Source organism: Myxococcales bacterium, assembly GCA_016712525.1.
GTDB lineage: Bacteria > Myxococcota_A > Polyangia > Polyangiales > Polyangiaceae > JAAFHV01.
This window is the reverse complement of sequence record JADJQX010000001.1, coordinates 2,698,678-2,722,604: the sequence shown is the minus strand read 5'-3', so window position 1 is coordinate 2,722,604 and position 23,927 is coordinate 2,698,678. Positions and strand designations below refer to the sequence as shown.

The 23,927-nt window shown below is 70.2% G+C and carries 18 protein-coding genes; 9 read left to right on the top strand and 9 right to left on the bottom strand.

From position 1 onward, the window contains the following. Position 1: 1 nt before the first annotated feature. The 4 genes from IPK71_11580 to IPK71_11565 form a co-directional block, all read right to left on the bottom strand. The gene (locus tag IPK71_11580) at positions 2-3,148 is read right to left on the bottom strand and encodes an efflux RND transporter permease subunit (protein MBK8214380.1); all 3,147 of its coding nucleotides are present in this window, start codon (positions 3,146-3,148) and stop codon (positions 2-4) included. Positions 3,149-3,163: 15 nt separating this feature from the next. After that, positions 3,164-4,285 (bottom strand): efflux RND transporter periplasmic adaptor subunit, encoded by a 1,122-nt coding sequence (locus tag IPK71_11575; GenBank protein MBK8214379.1) that lies wholly within the window; start codon positions 4,283-4,285, stop codon positions 3,164-3,166. Beyond that, positions 4,282-5,589 (bottom strand): TolC family protein, encoded by a 1,308-nt coding sequence (locus tag IPK71_11570; GenBank protein ID MBK8214378.1) that lies wholly within the window; start codon positions 5,587-5,589, stop codon positions 4,282-4,284. The genes IPK71_11575 and IPK71_11570 overlap by 4 nt, the downstream gene beginning before the upstream one ends. A 228-nt stretch (positions 5,590-5,817) precedes the next feature. Then, positions 5,818-6,708, bottom strand: a complete 891-nt coding sequence (locus IPK71_11565; GenBank protein ID MBK8214377.1) for a LysR family transcriptional regulator — start codon at positions 6,706-6,708, stop codon at positions 5,818-5,820. 200 nt (positions 6,709-6,908) lie between these two features. Between IPK71_11565 and IPK71_11560 the strand changes: the two genes are divergently transcribed. After that, positions 6,909-7,727 (top strand): hypothetical protein, encoded by an 819-nt coding sequence (locus IPK71_11560; GenBank protein ID MBK8214376.1) that lies wholly within the window; start codon positions 6,909-6,911, stop codon positions 7,725-7,727. Positions 7,728-7,946: 219 nt separating this feature from the next. Further along, the gene (locus IPK71_11555) at positions 7,947-10,037 is read left to right on the top strand and encodes a radical SAM protein (GenBank protein ID MBK8214375.1); all 2,091 of its coding nucleotides are present in this window, start codon (positions 7,947-7,949) and stop codon (positions 10,035-10,037) included. A 96-nt stretch (positions 10,038-10,133) separates the two neighbouring features. Here the strand turns inward: IPK71_11555 and IPK71_11550 are convergent, their stop codons facing one another. Further along, positions 10,134-10,853 (bottom strand): hypothetical protein, encoded by a 720-nt coding sequence (locus tag IPK71_11550; protein MBK8214374.1) that lies wholly within the window; start codon positions 10,851-10,853, stop codon positions 10,134-10,136. Positions 10,854-10,967: 114 nt separating this feature from the next. Between IPK71_11550 and IPK71_11545 the strand changes: the two genes are divergently transcribed. The 3 genes from IPK71_11545 (at position 10,968) to IPK71_11535 (ending at position 15,274) form a co-directional block, all read left to right on the top strand. Continuing rightward, positions 10,968-11,924, top strand: coding sequence for an OmpA family protein (locus IPK71_11545; GenBank protein MBK8214373.1), 957 nt, complete (start codon positions 10,968-10,970; stop codon positions 11,922-11,924). A 293-nt stretch (positions 11,925-12,217) separates the two neighbouring features. Continuing rightward, positions 12,218-13,060, top strand: coding sequence for a lytic murein transglycosylase (locus tag IPK71_11540; GenBank protein ID MBK8214372.1), 843 nt, complete (start codon positions 12,218-12,220; stop codon positions 13,058-13,060). Positions 13,061-13,219: 159 nt separating this feature from the next. After that, positions 13,220-15,274, top strand: coding sequence for a serine/threonine protein kinase (locus IPK71_11535; GenBank protein MBK8214371.1), 2,055 nt, complete (start codon positions 13,220-13,222; stop codon positions 15,272-15,274). Positions 15,275-15,337: 63 nt separating this feature from the next. Here the strand turns inward: IPK71_11535 and IPK71_11530 are convergent, their stop codons facing one another. From IPK71_11530 to IPK71_11515, 4 genes are all read right to left on the bottom strand, one after another. Then, the gene (locus IPK71_11530) at positions 15,338-16,099 is read right to left on the bottom strand and encodes a hypothetical protein (GenBank protein MBK8214370.1); all 762 of its coding nucleotides are present in this window, start codon (positions 16,097-16,099) and stop codon (positions 15,338-15,340) included. Further along, the gene (locus IPK71_11525) at positions 16,096-16,758 is read right to left on the bottom strand and encodes a sigma-70 family RNA polymerase sigma factor (GenBank protein MBK8214369.1); all 663 of its coding nucleotides are present in this window, start codon (positions 16,756-16,758) and stop codon (positions 16,096-16,098) included. The genes IPK71_11530 and IPK71_11525 overlap by 4 nt, the downstream gene beginning before the upstream one ends. Continuing rightward, positions 16,758-17,522, bottom strand: coding sequence for a hypothetical protein (locus tag IPK71_11520; protein MBK8214368.1), 765 nt, complete (start codon positions 17,520-17,522; stop codon positions 16,758-16,760). The genes IPK71_11525 and IPK71_11520 overlap by 1 nt, the downstream gene beginning before the upstream one ends. A gap of 97 nt (positions 17,523-17,619) precedes the next feature. Next, positions 17,620-20,364, bottom strand: a complete 2,745-nt coding sequence (locus IPK71_11515; protein ID MBK8214367.1) for a CHAT domain-containing protein — start codon at positions 20,362-20,364, stop codon at positions 17,620-17,622. A 312-nt stretch (positions 20,365-20,676) separates the two neighbouring features. On the opposite strand from IPK71_11515, the gene IPK71_11510 reads away from it, so the two are divergent. The 4 genes from IPK71_11510 to IPK71_11495 all read left to right on the top strand — a co-directional run bounded on the left by IPK71_11510 (position 20,677) and on the right by IPK71_11495 (position 23,916). Continuing rightward, positions 20,677-22,380, top strand: coding sequence for a hypothetical protein (locus IPK71_11510; GenBank protein MBK8214366.1), 1,704 nt, complete (start codon positions 20,677-20,679; stop codon positions 22,378-22,380). A 368-nt stretch (positions 22,381-22,748) separates the two neighbouring features. Continuing rightward, entirely contained in the window at positions 22,749-23,126 is a 378-nt protein-coding gene (locus tag IPK71_11505; protein MBK8214365.1) for an RNA-binding protein, read from the top strand. Further along, the gene (locus IPK71_11500; GenBank protein ID MBK8214364.1) at positions 23,123-23,506 is read left to right on the top strand and encodes a hypothetical protein; all 384 of its coding nucleotides are present in this window, start codon (positions 23,123-23,125) and stop codon (positions 23,504-23,506) included. The genes IPK71_11505 and IPK71_11500 overlap by 4 nt, the downstream gene beginning before the upstream one ends. Before the next feature lie 227 nt (positions 23,507-23,733). After that, positions 23,734-23,916 (top strand): hypothetical protein, encoded by a 183-nt coding sequence (locus tag IPK71_11495; protein MBK8214363.1) that lies wholly within the window; start codon positions 23,734-23,736, stop codon positions 23,914-23,916. Positions 23,917-23,927: the final 11 nt, after the last annotated feature.

The window sequence follows — 23,927 nt, the reverse complement described above, 5'->3', positions numbered from 1 at the left end:
GTCACTCTTCGGCGGCGGCCTCGACCATGCCGATGTCGGCCTCTCCGAGATCGACCTCCGACGTGCCGCGCCAGCGCTTCGCGACCCAGAGGCTCACGTCGTCGAAGAGCGAGTACACGACCGGCACGGCGAGCAGCGTGAGCAAGAGCGACAGCGACTGGCCCCCCAGGATCACGGCGCCCGTCGTGTGGTCCTTTCCAGCGCCGATGCCCTTCGCGGTCATGAGCGGGATCATCCCCGCGACGAACGCGAGCGTGGTCATGAGGATGGGGCGTAGACGATCGCGGTTCGCCTCCAAGATGGCCTCGAGCCTGGGTTTTCCCTGCTTTCGGAGGTGATTCGTGTGGTCGATCTGGAGGATCGAGTTCTTCTTCACGACGCCGAAGAGCACGATGAGCCCGAGCCCGCTGAAGATGTTCAGCGTCTGGTGGAAGATGAGCAGCGACAGGAGCGCGAACGGCACCGTCAGCGGCAGGCTCACCAAGATGGTGATCGGGTGGAGCCACGAGTCGAACTGCGCGGCGAGGACGAGGTACATGAGCACGAACGACATGCCGAGCACGATGAGGAAGCTCAGCGCGAGCGTGCCGCTCTCCTTCGACCGGCCGACGCCCTGGATGGTGTAGGCGGCAGGCATGTTCTCGGCCTTGGCGAGGTCGGTGATCGCCTGCATGACCTTCGAGTCGGCGCCCGATTTCGCGTTCGCGAGTATGGTCACCTGGCGCTGTCGTCCGAGGCGGTTGATCTCGGCCGGGCCGCTCGCGGGCTCGAGCTTCACGAGGTTCGAGAGCGCCACGGCCCCGTGTTTGGTCGAGGGCACGGTGACGAGCGCGAGCGACTCGGCGTCCCCGCGGTAGCGCGAGTCGGCGCGGAGGCGCACGTCGTAGTCTTCGCCGCCCTCGGCGTACGTCGAGACCTTCTGGCCACCGACGAGCACCTGCAAGGTGTCGGCGATGTCGGACACGCGCACACCGAGCTCGGCCGCGCGGTCGCGCAGGATGTGCACCTTGAGCTCGGGTTTGCCGAGGACGAGCGAGTTGTCGACGTCGAGCGCGTTCGGGTCTTTCTTGAGCCCCTCGGTGATGTGCGTGGCGAAGCGCTCGAGCATGTCGATGTCGGGGCCGGTGATGGCCATCTGCACGTTGGCGTTCGACTGCCCACCGGAGCTGAACGCCGCGACCTCGCCCGAGGTGATGCGGTAGGTCGGCGGGGCCTTGGCGATCACGTCGGTGCGCACGCGATCCATGATTTGGAACTGCGTGAGGGCGCGATCGTTCGGGTCGGTGAGGAGCGCGTAGATCTTCGCCACGTTCGACGCGTGCGCGTCTCCCTCGCCGACCGTGACGAGCACGTGGCCGACGCCGGGGGTAGCCTTCACGTCGCTGGCCATGCGCTCCGCGAAGAGGCGCGTCGCGTGCAGGCTCTGCCCCTCGGGCCCGCGCACGTTGATCTCGAACTGGGCCTGATCGTCCTCCGGGAGGAAGCCGCCCGGCACACGCTTGGCGATGGGCACGCACGAGCCGAGCGTGCCGAAGCACAGGAGCACGACGATCCAGCGGCGCCGCATCGCCGCGGCGAGGAGCCGCATGTAGACGCGCTCGATCGGCCGGTAGAACGCGTTCACGAAGCCGCGCAGCACGCGCGACACGAGATCCGTCGCGTCGTGGGAGCCCTTGCGAATGAGCCGCGCCGCGAGCATGGGCGTGAGGGTGAAGCTCACGAACATCGAGACGCCGATCGAGAAGGCCATCGTGAGCCCGAAGCTCGCGAGGAAGCGGCCGACGATGCCGCTCATGAACGCGACGGGGACGAACACGGCCATGAGCGAGAGCGTGGTCGCGAGCACGGCCGGCCCGATCTCCTTGGTCGCGGCGACCGCCGCCGGGAAGGGCTTCATCCCGAGCTCGTCGATGTGCCTCACGATGTTCTCGAGCACCACGATCGCGTCGTCGATGACGATGCCGACCGCGAGGGCGAGCGCGAGCAGCGTAAGGAAGTTCAGCGTGTAACCGGCGAGGTACATGACGCCGAAGGTGCCGATGACCGACACGGGGATGGCGATGGCCGCGATGATGGTCGAGCGAAAATTCCCGAGAAAGAAGAGCACCACGAGGGAGGCCAAGATCGCGCCGATGAGGAGGTGCTCCTTCACGGCCTCGGTGCCGGTGCGGATGACCCCGGAGTTGTCGCGCACGACCTCGAGCGACGTGCCCGCCGGGAGGTTCTTCTCGATCTGGGAGAGCTTCTTCGTGACCGCGTCGACGACGGCGACCGTGTTCTGCCCCGACTGCTTCCGGATCGAGAGGATGACCGTGCGCTCCCCGTCGAGGGAGGCGTACGTCTGCTCTTCTTGGCGGCCGTCCTCGATCTTGGCCACGTCCTCGAGGCGAATCGAGCGGCCGGGGGTCTCCTTGACGACGACCCGCGCGAGCTCTTCGACCGAACGAACGCGCCCCTCGACGCGGAGGGTGATGCGCGACGGGCCCGACTCGATGACACCGCCGGGCGTCGAGAGGTTCTGCATGGCGATGGCGCGCTTCACCTCGGCGGCGGTGATACCGAACCCCTTCATTTCTGCAGGCTTCAGCCACACGTTGACCTGGCGACCGAGGCCGCCCAGAAGCTCGACTTGGCCGACGCCGTAGATGCTCTCGATCTGGCGGCGCACGCGCTTGTCGGCGATCTCGGTGACCTCGCGGATGTCACCCTTGCCACGGACGGCGACGAGGAGCACCGCGCCGGAGCCCGTGTCGATGCGGCTCACGACCGGCGCGTCGATGCCACGGGGGAGGTTCTTCATGGCCTGATCGACCTTGTCGCGGACCTCTTGCACGCCGACGTCGGAGCTCTTCTCGAGCTTGAACGAGACGATGACGGTCGAGATCCCTTCGCTCGAGATCGAGCGGAGCTCGTCGATGCCCGAGATCGTGTTCACGGCGCTCTCGATTTTGTCGGTGACGTCGGTCTCGACCTCTTCGGGGGCGGCGCCCTCGAGGCGGGTCGTGATGACGGCGACGGGGATGTCGACGTTCGGGAACTGGTCGACGCCGAGCTTGCTGTAGCTCAAGAGCCCGAACACGATGACCACGAGCATGAGCACCGACGCGAAGACCGGCCGGCGAATGGAGATGTTGGCGAGCCACTGCATGAGCGTGCCTTCCGGTCAGGGTTCGAGATCGAGGTAGGCGCCGTTGGAGAGCTCGGCGGGAGGTGCGGCGACGACCTTCTCGCCCTTCTTGACGCCCGCCGTGACGGCGGTGCGGGCCTCTTCGCGCACGCCGAGCGACACGATGCGCTCCACGGCGCGACCGTCCTCGACGACGTACAAGAACGCGCGGCCGTCGCGCTCCACGACCGCGGTCTTCGGCACGAACGGCGTGCTCGTCTCTCCGAGCGCGAGGCTCACCTCGGCGAACATGCCCGGCGCGAGCGCGCGCTCGGGGTTGTCGACGGCGGCCTCGACGGCAAGATCGCGGGTCGTCTCGCGGACGGCGGCGCCGAGGTAGCGCACCTCGCCCTGGAACGTGCGCCCCGGCTGCGAAGGTACGGAGAAGACGACCTTTCCGCCCTTCTTGACGAGCCGCATGTGCACCTCGGGCACGGAGAACTCGAGCCTCAGCGGGTTCATCGTGACGAGCGTCACCACGCGCGAATCGGCCCGAACGAACTCGCCGACGTCGACCCAGCGGTCCGCGACGACCCCCGCGAAGGGAGCGCGAATCGCGCCGTCGGCCACGTTCGCCCCGGCCTGCGCCGCGCGGAGCTCGGCCGCCTTCGCGCTGAGCGACGTCGTGCGGCACTGGTCGGTGAGCTTGTCGTACTCGGCCGCGGAGACCCCGCCCTTGTCGAAGAGCGCTTTGTACCGGGCGCACTCCCGCTCGGCCGAGGCGACCTGAGCCTTCGCGAGAGAGGCGCTCGCGTTCGCCTCCGCCGCGGAGATCTGGGCGAGGTGGGTGTCGATGAGCGCGAGCACGTCGCCCTTCTTGACCTCCGACCCTCGCTCGACCGACACCTTGAGGAGGCGCCCGCCTGCGCCCGCGGCCAGGTCGCTCTGCTGTTCGCCTCGCAGGCTACCCGTGAGCGGCAAGATGCGCGGAGCGAGGCCCTCGGCCACCACGGCCGCCGAGACCTTGACCCGAGTGACCGGGGCCTTCGGAGCCTCCGTGGAGGTCGACTTGCAGGCGCCGAGCGAGAGGAACGAGGCAGCGACCAGAGCTGCGAGGGCGAAGGGCGCGCGGGCCGTCCTCGGGTGGATGCTGGAGAAACGAGGATCGAGCGTGGTCATGGCGAAGGCCTGTCTCCGGAGGTGCGGAACGAGAGTGGTTTTCCAGTGGCGAGGCGGAGCACCGCGCGCGACTGCGCGAGATCGAGATCCGCTTGGATGCGACCGACGTTGGCCGAGAAGGCGTCGCGCTGCGCCTGGGTCACGTCGAGCTGGGTGCTCGTGCCGGCGGCGTAGCGGTCCTCGGCGATGCTCGCGGCCTTGTCGGCGGCGCGGGCTTGGGCACGAGCGGCGCGGGCCTTGGCGAGGCTCGCGGCGATCCGGTGGTAGGCCTCGACGACGGCGTCCTCGGTGCTCCGGCGCGCCCCCTCCGCGCGCGCGAGCGAGGCTTCTTGCGCGGCCTTCGCGGCGTCGAGCTGGGCGACCTGGCCGAAGTCGAACCGGAACGAGAGCGTGGCCGAGAGCGCGTAGGTGCCCACACGCCCCGTGAACCCCGTGGCGTTCGTGAGGCGCTCTTGCGCCTGCGCCGAGAGGGCCGGCACGAAGGTGAGCTTGGCGGCGTCACGCGAGGCCTCGGCGAGCTTGCGCTCCGACTCGGCGACACGACGCTGGGGCAGGTTCGGGTCGATGGCCGCGACCCATGCATCCAGGGTTCCTTCGTCGTGGAGGTCGTCCTCCGGGAGCGCCGTGACCGCCTCGGGGGCGATGCGGGAGAGCGTCTCCAGCGCGCGCGCGGAGAGCGTCTTCGAGAGGACGGCGTCGGCCACGTCTTGTTTGGCGCGCTCGACGTTGGCGATGGCGCGCTCCAGATCGAGCGGAGAAGCGAGCCCCGCCTCGAGCTTGTCGGAGACGTTCTTCTTGTTCTTCTCGGCGAGCTCGAGGGTCCGCTCGGCCGTCTGGCCGAGGCCGGCGGTCGCGGCGTAGAGGTAGTAGGCACGCACCACGCGCTCCTCGAGGGCGCGCCGCGTCTGGGCGCGTACCGCGTCGGCGAGCTCGGCCTGCTTCTTCTGGGCTCCGTACCGCGCGAAGCTCGCCAAGTCGACGATGGGCACGTCGAGCAAGAAGAGCGCGTCGACCTGGTTCTGCGGCGTGATGACGAGCTCGCCGGCGCCAGGCAGCGTGGCCTTCACCTCGAACTGGTTGTGCGTGTACGTCCCGCGCGCCGTGAGCGACGGGAGCAAGCGTCCGCGCGCCTGACCGACCTCGGCCTCGCGCTGACGGTAGGTGGCGTCGGCAGCGACCGCGTCGGGGTGGTTGGTGCGAGCGCCGGCGAGGAACGTGTCGATCGGCTGGAGGGCCCGGGCCGTCGACGGCAAGACGAAGGTGGCCACGGCTGCAGCGACCGTGGCAAGTGCGGGGCGATACATCGCAACTCCTTGTTGCGATATTAGATGCCACACACCCTCCCCAAACGCAACGATCCGTTGCTATTCAGCCGCCCTCGCCGGCATCCTCACGGCCAGAATTGGACACCAATTGCTGCAATTTGGCGCCGATCGGCCCTCGAAGCCGAATGCGCAAAGGTACGTAAACGCCATGGCTGGAGGCGGTTCTCGTGGCGACGACATGTCGCTCGATGTGCCGGGCGGGCGCCCTCAGCGGCGGCGAGGTCGCGAGCCGAGCTTCTCGGCCCGAACGAGATCGTCGAAGTGATCGAGCAACGCGCGGATGCGGTTCGTGCGCCGGAGCTCGGGCAGCGTGAGGATCCACACGTCACGCCCGTGCTCCGTCTCGATAGGACCGACACGTCGGAGCCGCGGGTCGGCGTCGCCCTCGAAGGTGGCGAGGAAGTGGACGCCCGTCCCCGCGGCGAGCAGCTCGCGGAGGACGAACGACGTCATGTCGACGCGGAGCACGACGCGCGCGCCCGGAGCGTGTCGTGCGAGCCACCCGTCGTGCCACTTTCCCACTTCGAGCCGCGAGTCCCACCCGATCCAAGGGAAGTCGGAGTACGTCGCGCCGGCGCCCACGCGATCGGCGAGCGAGAGGCTCGCGTACACCGCGAACTCGACGCGACCTAGCTTTCGACCCACGAGGCTCTCCGGCGGCGAAGAGCTCAATCGCAAGGCGACGTCGGCTTCGCGGCGGTGGAGCGAGGCCTTCGTGTCGCTCGAGATCACGGTGAGCTCGACGCTCGGGTACCGCTCCGAAAATGAGGCGATCACGTCACGGTAGCGGCGCACGAGGATATCCATCGTGGTCATTCGAATGGCGCCGCGAAGCTGGGAGTCGCGCCCGAGCACGCGCCCCTCGAGGCGCAGCACGTCGCCCTCCATGCGCTCGGCCACCTCGGCCACGTCGAGCCCCGCCGCCGTGGGCACGTAGGCGTCGGGCGTGCGATCGAAGAGCCGAACGCCGAGCTTCTCTTCGAGCGCTCGGACGCGCCGCCCCACCGTGGTGTGGCTCACGTCGAGCGCCGCCGCCGCGAGGCTCAGGCTCCCGTGCCGGTGAATCGCGAGCACGAACCGAAGATCGTCCCACTCCATGGGTGTGCAAATTTGCACACGTGACGAGCCGAGTCGATCGTTGTCTTGGAGGCCTCGCGGGCGCAAGGTTCCTCTTGCCCGGTGCGCACGGCGCGCCGAGGCTCGGCTCACTCAAGGGCCGCACCGAGCGAGAGGGCGCACGAGGTTCTGCGCTCGCACACGCCTCGGGCGGCACGCTCACGTCGAAAGGACGCCCGCTCATGCACGCCCGCACTCCGATGTTCACGCTCGCCGCGCTCCTCCTGCTCGGCGCTCGCCCGGCCCTCGCGAGCGACGACCCGTCGTGCGAAGGATGGGACGGGACCCCGAAGGGGCCTCGCACGCCGTCGGTCACCCACCCCGGCAGCGACGAGGACCTCGCGAGGTTCCGGTCGTTCGTCGCGCACGCCGACACCCCGTCGCGGATCCGCCGCTACGTCGGCGCCCTCGCGGGGCTCGGCGTGTCGGCCGTCGTGACCCCCGTCGGCGCGGTGCTCTACGGGAGAGAGGCGAACGTGGGGTCCGGCGTCGTCCTCGGTACGGGCATCGGCTTCGGCGTGGGCGGCCTCTTGGACCTGGTCTTCGCGCCGGCGAGCCCCTACGCGCGCGCCGACGCGGCCGCGGCCCTCGAGCTCTCACGGGGTCGCGCCTCGGCCGAGGCGCTCGCCGCCGGAGAGGCCGTGCTCGAGGGAGCCGCGCGCGAAGCACGGACCGGGCGGATGGTAGGTGGCGCCGTCGGGCTCGGGCTTGGGGCTGCCGCGCTCGGCGTGGGCGCGGTCTTCGCGGGGGCCGATCTGACCTCCTCGACGTTCAGCCGCAAGGAACAAGACGGCGTGTCCGCGGCGCTCGTGCTCGCCGGCGCGTGGGTCACGGCGTGCGGGGCCGAGATCTTGTTCTCCCCGACGCCCCTCGAGACCTCCTGGGCGGCGTACCACGCGGGCCGAGCCCGCGAGCCACGGCGGGCGACCCTCGTCGTGCCGGCGCTCACGCCCGTCCCGAGCGGCGGAGCGATGCTCACGCTGGGGGCGGTGTTGCCATGAGGGGCACGACGAAGCGCACGGACCGAGGCCGCTCCGAGCGCGGCGCGCCGCACGGGACACCGACCTCCGCCCTCTCTTCGCGCGACGAGGCGGCCGTCGCCGCGGAGGTCACCCGCCTCGTGACCGCCCTCCTCTGGGGCCCACCACGCCAGAGGCGGCCCGCGCCCTCGAGCCGCTAATTCGCGGGCGCTTTCGCCCCCCTATGCTAAGCCGCCGCGCATGCGCGTCGCGCTCGTATACCCGCCCACCTGCGATCCCACGGCTCCGTACCTGGCCCTCCCCACGCTGACCGCGTTCCTGCGGCAGAACGGCGTGGAGGTGCTCCAGATCGACGCCAATGTCGAGGGGTTCGACGCCGTGCTCGACCCGGGCGCGCTGGGCGCCTTGCGTGACAAGCTCGAGGGGCGCCTCGCGGAGCTCGACACGAGGCCGGCGCTCGCCCACGAAGAGCAGCTCGAGTACGCGGGCCTCGTGCGGTGCCGCGCCGACGCGCACGCCGTGCCCGAGGGCATCGCCGAGGCCAAACGCATCTTCCGCGACGAAGCGCGCTTCCACGACCCGGACGCGTACGCCTCCGCGGTCGCCACGGTCGAGGCGGCCCTCCGCGTGGTCTCGGCCACCCACTTCCCCCTCCACCTCGACTTCACGGCCTACCGCACGCCGCTCGGGCTCACGTCCTTCGAAGAAGTGGAGCGCGCCGGGCGCCCGGGGGCCGACCCATTCGACGACTACGTCACGAAGACGCTCGTGCCTCGGTTGCGGGAGGCCGACGTGAAGGTCGTCGGGCTCTCCGTGTGTTTCCCGGGGCAGCTCCAGCCCGCGTACGCGTTCGCGGCCAAGATCAAGCGGGCGCTGCCCCACGTGCACGTCACGTGCGGAGGCCCCGGCATCACCCAAATGCTCATTCGCCTCGCCGGGAAGAGGCTCGCGAAGGCCCTCGGCCCGTTCGACAGCGCGTGTGTCTTCGAGGGAGAAAATACCCTCCTCGCGCTCGTGCGGGCGCTCGAAGAGGGCACTCCGCTCCGCCAATGCAAGAACGTCGTCGTGAGAGACAAGCTCATGGGGGCGCGCTTCATGTCCGGACACGGCATGGAGGACCTGAAGGCCCTCCCCCCGCCGGACTTCGACGGCCTCCCGCTCTCCTTGTACTTTGCACCCAAGTTGGTGCTCCCCTACGATCCGACGCGCGGCTGCTACTGGGGAAAGTGCACGTTCTGCCACTACGGGTTGGCCGAGGTCGGCACGGCGGCGTACCGGGAGCGCGAGGTCGCGGGCATCGTCGCACACCTGCGCGGCCTCTCCGAGAAATACGGCACTCGCCATTTCTACCTCAGCCAAGACTCGGTCGCCCCGAAGACCCTCGTGAAGATCTCCCAGGCCATCGTCGACTCCGGACTGGACGTGCGCTGGGCGACCGACCTCAAACCCGAGAAGTACCTCACCCAAGAGCGCGCCGATCTCCTGAAGAAGGCCGGCGCCGTCGCGTGCGCGTTGGGCGTCGAGTCGGGCTCGGACCGCGTGCTCAAGCTCATCGACAAGGGCGCGCCCGTCGAGGTCGTCTCCACCGTGGTCGACCGCTTGTCCTCCGCCGGCATCGCCGCCGAGGCCATGTGTTTTACCGACTTCCCCACCGAGACGAAGGACGAGGCCCTCGCCACGCTCGACTTCATCGGGGAGCGCGAAGAAAAGCTCGCTGTCTACATCGTGGGAGAGTTCGGCCTCACCCACGGCAGCCTCGTGGCCCAGTCGCCCGAGAAATTCGGCATTCGCGAGACGTGGGAGCTCGAGGGCGACGAGCTAGGGCTCGGCATCTTCTTCGAGCCGACGAGCCCGTGGAAGACCGACGACGATCGCGCCGAGGTGAACGAGACGCTGGACGCCCTGAGCGAGGGCTGGGCCCTCCGCACGTACCCCTGGGCCGGCGCCGTCTCCACCGCCCACACGATCCTCTATTACGATCGCCGTGGTCCGGGAGTCTTCCGCGACCTCGCGGCGCGCGGGCTCCGCGAGCGCATCTTGGGGGCCTCGCCCGAGCGCTCCACGTTCGTGCGCGAGCTGCGCTTCGATCCACGAAAGGCCGCGCGCGCCGAAGAGCGTGAGGGAGGCATTTGGGCGACGCTCGTGCACGAGCACCGCAAGGTGGGCCGCGGCCCCTACGAGGAGCTCGCGAGGCGCGCGCCGTCGCTCAAACCCACAACGGTCACTTTCAGGTTCGCGGCCGGCTCGGAGCCCTCCGAGGCGATGCCGGCGAAGGCCAAAAAGGCCAAAGGACGGCGCCCCTCGCACGCCTCGAGCTCCACGCGGGGCTGACCCTGGACGGCGCGTCCGGCGCCTCGAGGTTCGACGTGTACTCTGCATGTTGTCGGGGCGGGGCGAGGCGCGCCGCGACTGCAAGGCCGAGCCGCGTCACCGGAAGTCGCCGACCTCGACGCAGAAGAAGCTCTCGGTTTGATTGCAGCTCGCGAGGGCATATCCCTCCACTCCCGCCTCCGCCCACGGTGAGCCCGTTGCCCCCGTCAAGCCGCCGTTCTCCGAGGTCCACGGGCCGTCGCCGGTCCCACAGTGGAGCGAAGATCCCGCGTCGTTGGGGGCCCCGGTCCAGACGCGCCTATCCCGCCCGACTTCTCCCCCGTCGGCGTGCCCGCGCACGAGGAACGCCCCTCCGACCGCGCCGACATTGGTGATCGCGAGGCGCCCCTGGGATCCGTCGCCGTTCGGCATGTACCTCGGCCCGGAGCTCTGAGCCCGAGAGAACAGGGTGTCCGAGTCTTTGAGGAAGAGGAGGGCCTTGAACTTGGCCCCGGCCTTGATCCGCTGCCCCTCATTGGTGCAGATCGTGTCGGCTTGAACCTGCCCCTGGCCGAGGTTGCCCGTGGTCGTCGCGGCGGACACGAAGGCCGCGCCCCAGCCAGGGGAGAGAGCGCCGGAGTCGACACCTGGTAGCACCCGGCCGCTGTCCTGGCCGCCCGGTGGCGTCGTGGGGACGGTCGCCGTCGCCGTCGTCGCGCCATCGCTCGCGGAGGCGTCACCCACGACAGGCTCGGTGTCGGACCCGAACGACGTGCACGCGCCTCCGACGGCCATGAGGGCAAAGGATACGACGAAGAACGCTCGGCGATGGCGCATTCGGCCATGGTCGCACGTTCGGGCGCGCGCGCACGCGGGATTCCGTGACGGAACGAGCCTCGGACGGTGGATCCGGGCGACGCCTCGCGCACCATTCGAGGTAGACTGCGCGCCATGCCGCTCCGACGTCATGGCTCCCGTGGTCCCGCTCAAGCCGGCGCTCTCGTCGCCCTCGCCCTCGCGTCCGTCCTCGCGACGGGCTGCGGAATCCCCAAGTCCGAGTACGACGCTGCGGTCGCGGACCGCGACAAGGAGAAGGCCCACGCGAAGGCCCTCGAGACCGAAGGTCAGGCCCAGCAGAAGGCGCGCGCCGAGCTCGAGGCCCGCCTGAAAGAGGTCGAGGCCAAGGCCAACGACGCCGACACCCGCGCGCAGCTCGACGAGCTCAAGAAGCAAAAGGCCGCGGCCGAGGCGCGCGCGAAGCTCTTCGACGACCTCGTGTCGAAGCTCAAGAAGATGACCGACACGGGGAAGGTCGCCATCGCCGCGCGGCACGGGCAAATCGTGCTCCTCCTCGAGACCGACGTCCTCTTCGACGTGGGAAAGACCGAGATCAAGCCCGACGGCGTGCAGGCCCTCACCGACGTCGCACAAGCCCTCCGTACGGTTCAAGGCCGCAGGTTCGTGGTCATTGGTCACACAGACACCTACCCCATTCAAACCAAGGAGTTCCCCTCGAACTGGGAGCTCTCGACCGCACGTGGCGTGGCCGTGACCAAGCTCCTCGTGGCCAAAGGGGTGTCCGCGGCCGACGTCACCGCGGCCGGTCACGCCGAGTTCGATCCGGTCGCTCCGAACGGCTCCCCCGAGGGGCGACAGGCGAACCGGCGCATCGAGATCGCGCTCCAACCCAACGTCGAGGAGCTCATCGCCTTGCCCGAGGTGAAGCCGATCTCTCACCCGCGCCCGCCGCCCCCGCCCGACAAACCCACCGCTCCGCCCCCCGGCGCCAAGCCGGGCACGCCACCACCGCCTCCGCCACCGGGGCACCCCCCGCACGGGCACAAAGGGGGCGAGAAGAAGCCCGCGAAGGGCGAGAAGAAGCCAGGAAAACACGGGAAACCGGGCTGACGTGCCGGGCCTCGGTCACGCCGCTACGTGACGTGGCCCGCCCTCGGTAGGCCGGTTCGGTCGGAAGGCTCGGGCATCGCCGGCGATGCTTCGAGGCATCGCCGGCGATGGTGGGGAGAGCACCACCACGCCCGAGGGGAGGCTCACCGCCTCGAAGGCGCGGGCGCTCGATGCACTTTTTTTGTGCTCTTCGGCCGCTCTGCGACATGCTCCGTCACCTCGTGCCGCACAGACTCTCGCTCGCCGTGGCCTTCGTGTTCGTGGCCGGATGTGCGGCCGAAGAGCCCCTCCGCATGCCTCGGCTCGCTCCGCGCGAGGCCCCAGGTCGCCCGAAGGCCAGCAGCCCACACGAGGGGGCTTCGCCTCGCGCGGGTGGCCTCGCTTGCTCCGACACGGCCGAGGGATTCGAGACGTGGCTCGCGGCCTTCGAGGCCCAGGCCGCCGCCGGGGGGATCTCGCGGCGCACCCTCACGCTCGCGCTGGGAGATCTCTCGTATGCCCCCGAGGTCATCGCCCAGGACCGTGGCCAGAGGGCCTTTTCCCATACGTTCGAAGAGCTCGTGCAAAAGCGTGTTCCACCTGCGCGTGTGACACGAGGCCGGGCCATGATGCACACCCACGCCGCCCTGCTCGCGCGCATCGAGGCGACGTTCGGCGTAGCCCCGAGCCTGCTCGTCGCCCTGTGGGGCCTCGAGACCGACTTTGGCCAGAACGTCGGCACGTATCCCACGTTCCGCGCGCTCGCCACGCTCGCCTACGATTGCCGACGTGCCGAGCGATTCCGCGGAGAGCTGCTCGCGGCGCTGCGCATCGTAGAGCGCGGAGACATGGCGGCAGACGACATGGTAGGCGCGTGGGCGGGAGAGATCGGGCAAACCCAGTTTCTACCGACTTCGTACGAAGCGCACGCGGTCGATTTCGACGGCGACGGCAAGGCCGACCTCGTGCGGTCGAGCGCAGACGCCCTCGCGTCGACGGCGAGCTACTTGCGTGGGCACGGGTACGCGGCCGGGAGGCCTTATCGCCCCGGCACTCCGAACTACGACGTGCTCGGCTCGTGGAACGCGTCGGACATGTACCGTCGTGTGATCGTGCACTACGCCGAGCGCCTCGAGGACCGCCCAGCGAAGCGTTGAGTCGCGCCCTTGCCGTCGCGGGCGCGCGTGAGGGGCCCGTGCATCACAAATGTCGCGCGCGTTTGCAGGGCGGCAAGCGGCACAAGCAGCATATCCACGTCTCCCGTGCCACCGTACCTCGGAGGAAGCCACGCCTCGGCGACCACGGAGATGGGTATCATGGGAGGTAGAGGTCCGAAGTCGCCACCCATCCCGGGATCGCGGTTCGACACACGCTGGGAGATCTTGGCCCACCTCGGCTCGGGCGAGACCTCCCACGTGGTCGCCGCACGGCACGACTACGGGCTCGAAGCGGCGCTCAAGGTGCTCCATCCCCACCTCGCCGAGGACGAAGAGCTCCGACGCAGGTTCGTCGCGCAGGGATACCTGACGAACCACGTGTCCCATCCGGCGCTGGTCCGCGTGCTCGACGACGGGGAGGGACCGGAGGGCCCTTACCTGGTCATGGAGCGCGTCTACGGAGAGGCCCTGGACGCGCGCCTCGCCCGCCATCGTCGGCTCCCCACCACCCAGGCGCTGGACATCGCGTGCAGTCTGCTCGAGGCGCTCGACGCCCTCCACTCCGAGGGGCTCTTCCACCGCAGGCTCGCGCCGCGCGAGATCCTCATGGAGCGGCGTGGCACGCTGCGGCTCATCGACTTCGACGGAGCTCGAGGCGTCGACGGATACACACGGGCGCGCCTGTCCCTCGTGCCCGCCTCGGCGAAACGGGACTCGTACGCTCCCCCCCTCGCGGGAGGAGCAGGGGAGAGAGAGCGCGCCCCGACCGACCTCACGAAGGATCTCTGGGCTGCGGCCGCCATTCTCTACCGAAGCCTGACGGGGGAGGCGCCGTGCGTGGTCGACGCGGAGGGCCGGGTCACGCGCGCCGCTCCCGCCCTCGGCGAGGCGCGCCCCGATCTGCCAGCGACGTTCTGCGAGGTGGTCGAGCAGGCGCTCGAAGCGTCGCCCGACTCCCCGTTCGACTCGGCCGGGGCCTCCGGCGAGCGCTCATCGAGGCGTGGACGCTCTCCCGGGTGCGGCGCTCGGGCTGAACGCCCGGCCACGACGGCAGACCGCGCGCGAAACCGAGACCTATCGCGTGGGCCGAAAGCCGTTTACACACGGGACATGTCTCGAACGTCGCCCGACCTCGCGCTCACAGGAGCTCTCGTCGATCTCGCGTCGCAGCTCGCGGCGCGCGCGCTCTTCTCCACCTTCCCCGATCCTCGGGATACGATCGCGCTCGCCCTCGAAGGCGGCGCGACCTACGTGGTGTCGGTCGACGACGACGCCTACGCATCCGTCACCGTGCGCGTCTTCGCGTCGGCGAGCGACTTCGACGCGTTCGACGACGCGTGCGACGCACGTGACGTGGACGGCGTGGAGGTCGAGTCCCCCTCGCACCTCCTTCTGTACCTCGGCGAGCGAAAGAACGGTCCGCAGGGGAAGATGGCGCCCCCGCCCGGGCCGCCCGAGGCCTCTCGCGTCACCGTCGGCGGAGAGAAGGTGCCCCCCTCCCCTGCCGATCACGAGGTGCTCGAGCTCGTCGCGCGCGCGCTGCTCGTGGTGTCCGACGAAGAGTCGATCCAAGACCCCTGGGACGGGGACGGCCCGTTCTTTCGAGAGATGACGCTCGAGACGCCGAACGGGCCGCGTCGCGCCACGGTCACGGCCCCCGTGAACGTGCCTCGCGAGGGGCTGCTCGGCGCTCTCGAGGCGGAGTTCGCTGCCGGCGGGGACGCCTACGCCGAAGCGGTGCGCACCCTGGTCGCCGAAGCCGCCGCCTCGCCCGAGGGCACCGCCTTGGGCGCCCCGCTCATGGCCGTCCCGTACCTCCTCGCGATGAGCCGTGAGCTGCTGGAGCGTCCTCTCTCGAGGCTCCGGCCGGCCCACCTACGCGAGGTCGTCATCGGGATCCTGCCCGAGCATGGGGGCCCCGCCTCGGTGGCGATGCGAGCCCACCCCGAGAACACCCGGGCCTTCGTCGAGGAGCTCCGTGCATTCTACACCTTTCTCGAGCGCGCTCATGGCTACGAGCGTGCCCGCGCCATGATCCGGGTGCTCGACGACAGGACCGTCGAGGACACCGAGAAGGCGCTGCGAGAGAGCGCCGCCGCGCGATCGACCGTGAGGCTCGAGGCCAAGGCGAAGGTCGCCACCGCCACCGCAGCCCACCGCGCGAAGAAGGCGAAACGAAAGGCCGAGAGCAAGGCGAAGCGAAAGAACCGCTGACCCTTCCTCACGCGGGCGCTCTGGGCCCCCTCCGCGGCTCCATCTCAAGCCGGCAACCGAGACTCAGTCGGCGCGGCGCACGGTCACGTCGGCGCGTAGCACGGCGACGCCTGGTCCCGGAGGCACCTTTCCCTCCGCGAGCCGGGTGCCCTCGTCGGCCGAGAGAGGCGACGAGGCGCGCGTGAGCACTACGACCAGCACGTACGAGCCCGCGCCGCGCGGAAAGATCCGTGTATTTTCCCCGTGAATCCGCACGGCCCCTTCGGGAGAGACCGAAACCGAGGCCGGCTCGATCGGCGAGGCGCTCCCCGACGAGACCACGTACCCACGCGCCGACACCACCCCCACGGAGCTCGACGGACGCGCCACGACATCGAGCGCGCCGGAGGGATCGAGCACGACCGAGGGCGCCGCCGTGGCAGGATCGGAGCGCGTCGCGCGGACGCCCACCACCGACATGTCGTACGTGGGGAGCGGCGCCGAGGCGGGCCGGCCGAGGAACCAGAAGACGAGCGCCGCGGCTGCGGCGAGCGGGGCGAGCACCACCCCGAGGCGGCGGAGCGGCGAGGACACGCGAGGGCGGAGCGGCACGACTTCGGCTTGTCGCGGTGGCTCGGCGGTCGTCGTGTCGGTACGGGGAGGTGCCGCGACCTCGGGCGATGGAGCAGGAGCTCCGGAGAGGATCGCGTCCGTGATCGTTCGCGAGCGAGCCTCGTCGAACACGGGGACCTCGGATGCCGCCAAGGGCTCGTCGCGGTGCGCGCGGAGGCGAGCCCCGAGGGCCCGGAGGAGCGCGTCGTCGGGGCGCGTGGGATCGTCGGTCATGAGGCTTCTCGATGGGAGATACGACGCTCGGGCCCCGAATTCGACATCGATTCGCCGCCGACTTCGGCGGCGAGGCTGCGCACGAGCTTCGAGAGACGGCTCCGCCACGCATAGAGCGCGTCAGGGGTCATCGCGAGCGCCGCGGCCACCGACTCGACGCTCTGCTCCTCGACGTAGAGGCGAACGAACACGTCGAAGCCCTTGGGCGAGAGCTCCGCGCGGAGCCTCTCGAGCAGCACGTCGAGCATCTCGATCGAGCCGAAGAGCCTCTCGGGGCCGTGGGCCTCGTCGACGGCGTCGGGCTCGGGGAGCACGTCGAGCTCGTCGGACCAGGGGCGTCGGCGTCCCGAACGAAAGACGGAAGCCACGAGGTGATCGGCGAGCAGGGCCACGTACCCTCCGAGGGGGCCTCGGGTCGGGTCCCACGCGCGGAGCGCCCGCGCGTCGTTCTCGAAGAGGGCGAGGAAGACCTCTTGGGCGAGATCGTCGATCTCCTGTGTGACGTCTCGGCCGCGCGCGCTCGGCCCGCGCCGGCGGTAGAGGGCCTTGGCGACGCGCCCCTGCACGACCGGACCTATGGCGCAGACGAGCGCGTGCACGGCCGCGGGCTCCCTGCCCACGGCCCGCCGAACGAGCTCGCCCGTGCCGTCATCCGTCATCAGGGGGCGGTATCTCCGTAGTAGAGCGTCACGTCCTCGGTGCCGGAGATCGCCTCCTCGAGGGGCATGTCGGCGACCGTGCTGACCTCGGGGAGCACTTGGTAATAGTGATGGCCCGCGACGTTGTAGGAGAACGAACGCCAGCCCGGAAGGATGGCCCACATGTGCGTCTGAGTGGCGTAGCCGCAAACATCGCAATGACCACTACCACCGAAGAGAGCCCAGTCGGACTGGACAAGGCTCTCTCTCGGTGCGAGGGCGAGCTTCGCAAGATCGGGATTGGCGCCGCCCGTGCAAGTGCGCTCCCACACGATACCGCAAGATCGCTCCTTCAGCTCGGCGGGCGCCGATGCCGCGACAGGCAACGTCGAGATGCGGAATCGCCCACCCGTGCCGTAGAGCGATTTGGTGCCATCGGTCTCGGTCACGATCCCCGGGAGCCCCAGGCACGTGGGCGAGGTCATGAGCCGGCGCAAGACGTAGCGGCGCGGGCTGCAATACGAGGGCGGCGGCGTCGGATTGGCGAGGACGACGCCAGGAATCATCACCACCGTGGCCCCCTTCGGAGGCGGAGCGGCGTCGGGGGTGCCCGCGTCCGGGACCTGCACCCGATCGGGCAACTCCCCCTCTACCTCGCGGCGCTTCAGCGCAGACGTCTCGGTCTCGAGGAGCCCCCCCTCGGAGCCCGAAGAACAGGAGGCCGCCGCGAGCGAGAGGGCCCCCATGGCGACGACGGACAACCACGCAACTCGATTCGAGCTCATGCGCGGGACACTGCCACTGCGGTGCGCATCGCACAAGGTAAGTGTTGCGAGCATGGCACTTCTTAGCCCGGCTCGACGCAGATTCGCGGAGTTACGTTCATCTGACGAATACCCGAAAGGCCCTCCAAAGGGGTTTGCCCTGCGCGAGCGCGTCGCGGCGGGCGCGAAAGAGCCCCTCCCCGAGGTCAATCCCGAGGACCGAATCGGTCCTCGTAGCCTTGTTCCCGCCTTCGTAGAGCGCTCGAGAGAGTGACGCCGCAGCCACGTCGTCGACCACCTCGGTCGGCGCGAGGACCTCGTCGGCGCCCGCGACCAGGAACGCATGGGCCAGACCTGCGACGGCGTCGTCCCCGACGCCGACCTCACGCCCCGCTTCGCAGCCCGAGAGCACCACCGTCCGGGGAGCGCGGGGGAGCGCGAGCACGTCCGTGAGGGTGAGCGCGCTCCCTTCGGCCAGCGGGAGTCGGCTCTCCGCCCCCTCGACGCCCCGGAAGATCCCGTGGCCCGCGTAGTGGAAGAGGCCGGCCCCGCCCAGCGCGTCACGCACGGCCGAAGCCGTAGCCGCGCGCCCCTCGAGGAACGACGCTCCGCGCCCCTCGCCGAGCGCCGCGGTGACGAGCCTTCCCTCTTCACGCGCGGAGGGCAGGTCGCCGGTCGGGTTGCCGACGACGAGGGTCGGTGCTCCGGCCGGTGGCGCTCCCCCCACGCGAGGAGGCAGCACGACGCCGCTCACCGTCGGGAGGGACGCGCCCAGGGGAACACCGTCGATCGAGGCTTGAGCCAGGTCGACGCCCACGAGGCTCGCGTCCGTCTCGAAGCGCACCCGCGTCGCGCGCGCGAGCTCCCCTCGAAGCGGGCGAAGGACCGCGTCGCCAAGATCCTCCGCGCTCGTGCCGCGAGAAACGTCCCGCACGGCGAACGTCCGGACCACCCCGTCGAGCTCCGAGAAGGCCACGGGGAGCCGCGTGTCGCCGATCCGCGCGAGCACGATCCGTAGCTCGTGGGGCCGCAGCACGGGCGAAGAAGCGAGCGACGCGCCCCTCCCCGCCGAGGCGTCGTCGAAAAGGGCCGACAGCCGCGCGAGCTCGTCCGCGCGAGCCCTCGCTCTCCGCGCGAGCTCGTCCGCCGGGAGCTTCCAGTCTTCCGCCGCCTCGACGTCGAGGCGCGCTCTCGCCGCGTGGTACTCCGCGATGCGAGACTCGTGCGCGCGCGCCTCCTCGGGTGTGCGCGAGGGCGCACGCGTGAGGAGGCTCGCGAGGAACCGCCCCTTGGCGTGCGTGACGAGCGCGAGCGCCTCGGGCGCGCGGCCCGCCTTCACCAAGAGCGCCGCGGCGAGCCTGACGCTCTCCGTCCCCTCCCGCGCCGCGGCGGCCCGCCCCTCTCCGAGCGGGATCGCGGCCACGACATGATCGACCTCCGCTTCGGCCTCCAGGAACGAGGCGAGCGCGTCGCGCTCGCGGTGCGCGGCGAGCTGTGCCCGACCTCGCGCGACGAGCGCGTGCGCCGCCTTGGTGTGGAGCGCGGCCCCCTTCGCCAGGGTCACCGCGGCAGAGAGCTCCTCGAGCGCCTCGGCGACGTGCCCCTCGAGGCGCGATGCGTTCCCCTCGACCTCGAGGCGCGCCACCGCGTCGCTCAGGCGAGGCTCGACCGCGACGCTCCGCGCGCTCGCGAGCTCCCGCCGCGCGGTGGCTGCATCTTTCCGTAGCACCGCCACGATCGCGAGGTGCTGGTGCGCGAGACCACGCAGGTACGTGTCGGGGCACGCCTTCTCGAGCAGCGCGAGCGCACGGCGGTCGGCCTCTCCGAGCTCCTCGGCGGCCCGCGCTTCGACCTCGGCGGCCTCGATCTCGGCGATGCCGAGCGACACCCACACCTCCGCACGTTCGCACGCGGGCGTGCTCGGGTCGGCCGTGGCCCGTTCGGCGGCGGCCCGCAACGTCTCGAGGCACGCGCGTGAGCTGCCGGCGCCGCACGCGATCATCCCCACGAGGCTCCGGGCGGGCCGCGCGATCGAGCCCGCGCCCAGACGGTCCGCGCGAGACACCGCCTCGCGGGCTTCGCGCAGGGCTCCCCGAGAGTCGCCCGTTTGCCACGCGAGCTGCGCTCGGTAGAGGGGCAGGCGGGCGTGCCCGTCGGGGTAGTCGGTCACGAGAGGAGCGACCTCCTCGAGCACGGCGCGCGCCTCGGAATAGCGGCGGGAGCGTTGGTGCAAGACGAACGCGAGCGCGAGCGCGTCGTCGACCCGATCGGACACGTGCCCCGCCTCGTCGTCGAGCACGATGGCCTCTCGGAGGCGCGCGACCGCCTCGTCGATTTGGCCTCGCCGAAGTGCGATGCGCGCCACGAGCCCGAGGGCCGCGGCACGCTCGGACGGGTCCTTCGCGGAGAGGTGAGGCTCGACCAGCGCGAGCGCTCCAGCCAGATCGCCGCTCTGACGAAGAGAGGCCGCCGCAGCGAAGAAGGCGGGCCGGGTGGGTGCGTGGAGCGGCACGACGCCGATCACGGCCCCGTCGGCGCTCCGGACGGAGATCTGCCGTCCGGGGTGGGGCACCGTCACCGTGTAGACATCACCTCGCTCCACCGCACGCCCCGTGCCCGCGTCGAGCGCACCGTCGTCGAGCGCGAAGGAGACCGCCCCATTTCCGGCGGGGACCACCACACGAATCGGCTCCGTGGCATGTGGGACACACGCAGGCACATCGGTCTTGGAGGGCCGCACGACCTCGGCGCATCCCGAGACCTCGAGCCTCGGCGCATCCTCCAAAGCAGGGGGAGCGGGCCTGCGGCACGCCCCGCCGACGACGAGCACCACCATCCCCAAGGTCCCCAGCACCCGCCGCATGGTCGGCCCATACCGCAGAACGCACCTCCGCGCGAAGCCTTCGCTCCAGGGCAGCAGAGAGAGAGAGAGAGAGAGAGAGAGAGAGAGAGAGAGAGAGAAAAAAAATCGTCGGGGACGTGTCAGGTCTCCGCGCGCCGAGGCGTACCTCCCCTCGAGACCGGGACACCGGTCGAAAGACCGGGCGGTGTCCGGCGCGCCGTGGTGGTGCGCCGAGATGCCGTCCTCGAGGGGCACGCCTAGGGCGTCCCCTCGTCGTGCGCGCTCCCCGCTCGCCTCGCCCCGGCGCGACTGCGCCAACCATGGAGAATCGTCATGAAAACTCGCTCGATCGTCGCTCTCGCCCCGCTCCTTTTCTTCGCCGCCGCATGTGCCACCGAAACCGTCGACCCCGAGCTCGCCGAGACCGAGGTCGGCGAGACGGAGGGAGCGCTCGCCCGCGCGACGCCGGAGGGGGACACGACGACGACGGCGACCACGACCACGGCGTCGGGGCTCGGAGGGTTCGACCTCGCCGGCCTGACGCCGCGACCGACGCCGCGGGTCGTGTCGCGCACGGCCGCAGGCGCCACGCTCACCCTCGGGCTCGATCGCGCCCTGGCCGCCGACGAGGTCGCGCTCGCCCAGATGAAGGTCATCGTCGTCCGCAAGGAGAACGGGCAGATCGTCCGCAAGAACCTCGCTCGGTCGGCGGCGCTCTCGGCCGATAAGAAGAGCGTCGTCGTCTCCTTGTCGGAGCCCGTGAAGGCGGGAGAGATCTACCACCCTCGTGGGACGTGGAAGCCGTGCTCGGGCTCGATCTTGGGCGCGCGCTGCCGTGTGCGCCCCGCCCGCTTCGGCCAGGTGCTCGTGCAGAGCCGGCGGACGACCCCGTTCGCCGAGGTGCTCCCCATCGCCGGCGCAGACCTCCAAGTACTCGGAACAGCGAGCAAATCCGCCCCGTCAGCGATCGGCACGGCGAGCCCCGCGCCACTCGCCACCGTGACCCAGCTCGTGCTCGACGAGCCCGCCGCGCCCACGCAAGGCACCTTCCGCGTGAAGAGCATGACGCCCGCGAACCTTCAGCGCGGCGTGCGGCGCGACGTCGACCGCGTGGTGATCGAGCTCGAAGGTGGCACGATCGACTGCGCGCGGACGGGCCGAGGGAAGGAGGCCTTCCACATGTACACGACGACCGACGGTCGCATGGAGCAGAGCATGTACGACGCCCCCGCGAGCGAGGGGCTCTTCCGCGGCACCCTCCGCTGCGAGGAGGACACGAACCGGCTCGTGTTCGAGACGCCGGGCAACCTGCTGGGCGACGCGTGGTTCAAAATCGAGCTCAATGCGTGGTCGAAGGAGGGGAATTTCATGGGGAACAAGGTCCTCGAGTTCGAGACCGTGCGCCCAGGCATCCAGGTGCTCGCGACCCGCCTCGAGAACCACTACGGCGGCGACGAGACGTGCGACAACGACTGGTTCGGCACCAACTACTGCGACATCTACGTGACCACCGCGGTGGCGTCCGCGTCGCAGAACGAGACCAAGCGCATCCCGGAGTCGGGGAGCTACGGCGGAATGAAGCTCTTCACGAGCGACCCGGTGAGCGGCAGCCGCAACCTCGGGTACGGCCAAGTGCTCTTCTCGCGCGCAGAGCCCATCGACGAGCTCCTCCAAATCAAGATGTGGGCCCACGACGCCGACGACGACTCGTCCTGGAAGGGCATCTTCAGCACCGCGGGCCAGATCGCCGCCGCCGCGGGCGCGGCGCTGCTGCCCATCCGCCCGGACGCCGGCGCCATCGCCGAGGGGCTCGCGGCGGGGTTCGCCGGCATCGCCGAGGCCATCCCCTCGAACGAGGACGACACCCTGGGGACCGCCACCTACAACCTCACGAGCTCCGAGGGGCGATGGGGCACACAATCGGTCGGCCCCACGGTGATCGACATCTCGAACGGCGCGAACAACCGCGGCCCGGTGAAGGTCTTCCTGTACACCCAGGAGATGCCTACGTCGTGGCGCCCGATCGTCGTCGAGTGAGCTTTCGCTCGTGAAGCGCTCCGCTCGCCGCGCCCTCGTTACAGGGGCGCGGCGATGCTGCGTTCGGCGCACGCGAACCGCACGCGACAGCCCGTCAGCCGGCGCCGAATCGTCGTGCGTCTCCGGAGGAGGTGAGAACGGGCCTCGCTTTTTCCCAGGGATGTACTATCCAGAGGGCGTCACGTTGACGTTTCCGGTTCCTAGACTCGACGCCTTCCCGCTTTCTCTGCGGCCGATCGCGACGCGTTGCAGCTCATGGTCACGCCGCGTGTGTGTACGCGAACGTCTCGCGGACACGCGCGATCGCACGCAACGGCTCGTCCGATCTCAGCTCTGCTCGACTGCCGCTCAGAAAGAATAGAAACAACATGGGTCAGCGTCTTTATGTCGGAAACCTCTCGTTCAACACCACCCAGGAGACCCTCCGCTCCACGTTCGCGGAGTTCGACGAGGTGTCCGACGTTCACCTCCTGATGGACCGTGAGACGGGTCGCCCGCGCGGCTTCGCGTTCGTCACGATGGGCTCGTCGGAAGGCGCCCAGAAGGCCATTTCGGCCATGAACGGCGCTGTCGTCGACGGCCGCCCCCTCCGCGTCAACGAGGCCGAGGAGCGTCAGGCTCGCGGCGGCGGTGGTGGTGGTGGTGGTGGTTACGGCGGCGGCGGCGGCGGCGGCGGCGGCTACGGTGGCGGCGGCGGTTCGCGCCGCGGCGGTGGCGGAGGCGGCGGCGGTCACCGCGGCTGGTGAGATCGTTTCGGAAGTCCGAAGGGGCGGCGCGGCTCGTGGAGCGGCGTCGCCGTGAGGACGACGCGCCCCGCCTGAAGCAGGAAGTGCCGGGGCTCGAGAAGCTCGATCTCGAAATCACGGATAGCCGGGGAGAGCTGGACCCGGGCTCGACGTACGTGCGTCGAGTCGTCGTCGACCAGGCCCCGGCCCTCTTCGTGCTGCCGTGCGCCGACCCGTCGTGCGCCGACGGCGGCCACGACATCACGAGCTCGGTCATGTACTCGCTTCGATCGGGCGCGGCCTCGTTCGACGGGCGCGACGAGTGCCACGGAAGCGTGGGCTCGGCGCCTTGCGGACGTGTGCTCACGTTCGTCGCCAAAGCGGCCTATCGAAGCCCGTGAATTCGCGTAGCTCCCGACCGACCAAGGCACGCCGGGGTCGGGTCGGGGGCTCTCGGCTCGCGACCGATGGGCTGCGCGCCGGGCGCGCGGTGACGCGCCGGCTTCGAATCCGCGGTCGAACCACGACCGCGGACATGTCGAAGACCCCCACCCCCTGCACGCGCTGACGCCCCGCACCCGCGGGAGGGCGCGAGAACGCGCCCGGAGATGGGCGCGAGAGGAATACGATGGCCGGACAACAAAGCTTCATGAAGCGCCAGAAAGAGCGCGCCCGCGCTGACAAGGCGCGCGACAAACGCACCGAAAAAGAGGCGCGCAAGCGCGACAAGATCGACCGCCCCGCTGGTGCGCCGGGCGAAGATCCCGATATCGCCGGGATCGTCCCAGGTCCGCAGCCCATTCTCGAGTAGGCCACGACCGG

Excerpts from the sequence above, each read along its gene's own strand:
- IPK71_11495 (MBK8214363.1), top strand. The coding sequence starts at position 23,734 with ATGGCCGGACAACAAAGCTTCATGAAGCGCCAGAAAGAGCGCGCCCGC.
- IPK71_11550 (MBK8214374.1), bottom strand. The coding sequence starts at position 10,853 with ATGCGCCATCGCCGAGCGTTCTTCGTCGTATCCTTTGCCCTCATGGCC.
- IPK71_11530 (MBK8214370.1), bottom strand. The coding sequence starts at position 16,099 with ATGACCGACGATCCCACGCGCCCCGACGACGCGCTCCTCCGGGCCCTC.
- IPK71_11565 (MBK8214377.1), bottom strand. The coding sequence starts at position 6,708 with ATGGAGTGGGACGATCTTCGGTTCGTGCTCGCGATTCACCGGCACGGG.
- IPK71_11525 (MBK8214369.1), bottom strand. The coding sequence starts at position 16,758 with ATGACGGATGACGGCACGGGCGAGCTCGTTCGGCGGGCCGTGGGCAGG.
- IPK71_11580 (MBK8214380.1), bottom strand. The coding sequence starts at position 3,148 with ATGCAGTGGCTCGCCAACATCTCCATTCGCCGGCCGGTCTTCGCGTCG.
- IPK71_11545 (MBK8214373.1), top strand. The coding sequence starts at position 10,968 with ATGCCGCTCCGACGTCATGGCTCCCGTGGTCCCGCTCAAGCCGGCGCT.
- IPK71_11560 (MBK8214376.1), top strand. The coding sequence starts at position 6,909 with ATGCACGCCCGCACTCCGATGTTCACGCTCGCCGCGCTCCTCCTGCTC.
- IPK71_11540 (MBK8214372.1), top strand. The coding sequence starts at position 12,218 with ATGCCTCGGCTCGCTCCGCGCGAGGCCCCAGGTCGCCCGAAGGCCAGC.
- IPK71_11535 (MBK8214371.1), top strand. The coding sequence starts at position 13,220 with ATGGGAGGTAGAGGTCCGAAGTCGCCACCCATCCCGGGATCGCGGTTC.
- IPK71_11520 (MBK8214368.1), bottom strand. The coding sequence starts at position 17,522 with ATGAGCTCGAATCGAGTTGCGTGGTTGTCCGTCGTCGCCATGGGGGCC.
- IPK71_11510 (MBK8214366.1), top strand. The coding sequence starts at position 20,677 with ATGAAAACTCGCTCGATCGTCGCTCTCGCCCCGCTCCTTTTCTTCGCC.
- IPK71_11575 (MBK8214379.1), bottom strand. The coding sequence starts at position 4,285 with ATGACCACGCTCGATCCTCGTTTCTCCAGCATCCACCCGAGGACGGCC.
- IPK71_11570 (MBK8214378.1), bottom strand. The coding sequence starts at position 5,589 with ATGTATCGCCCCGCACTTGCCACGGTCGCTGCAGCCGTGGCCACCTTC.
- IPK71_11555 (MBK8214375.1), top strand. The coding sequence starts at position 7,947 with ATGCGCGTCGCGCTCGTATACCCGCCCACCTGCGATCCCACGGCTCCG.
- IPK71_11515 (MBK8214367.1), bottom strand. The coding sequence starts at position 20,364 with ATGCGGCGGGTGCTGGGGACCTTGGGGATGGTGGTGCTCGTCGTCGGC.
- IPK71_11505 (MBK8214365.1), top strand. The coding sequence starts at position 22,749 with ATGGGTCAGCGTCTTTATGTCGGAAACCTCTCGTTCAACACCACCCAG.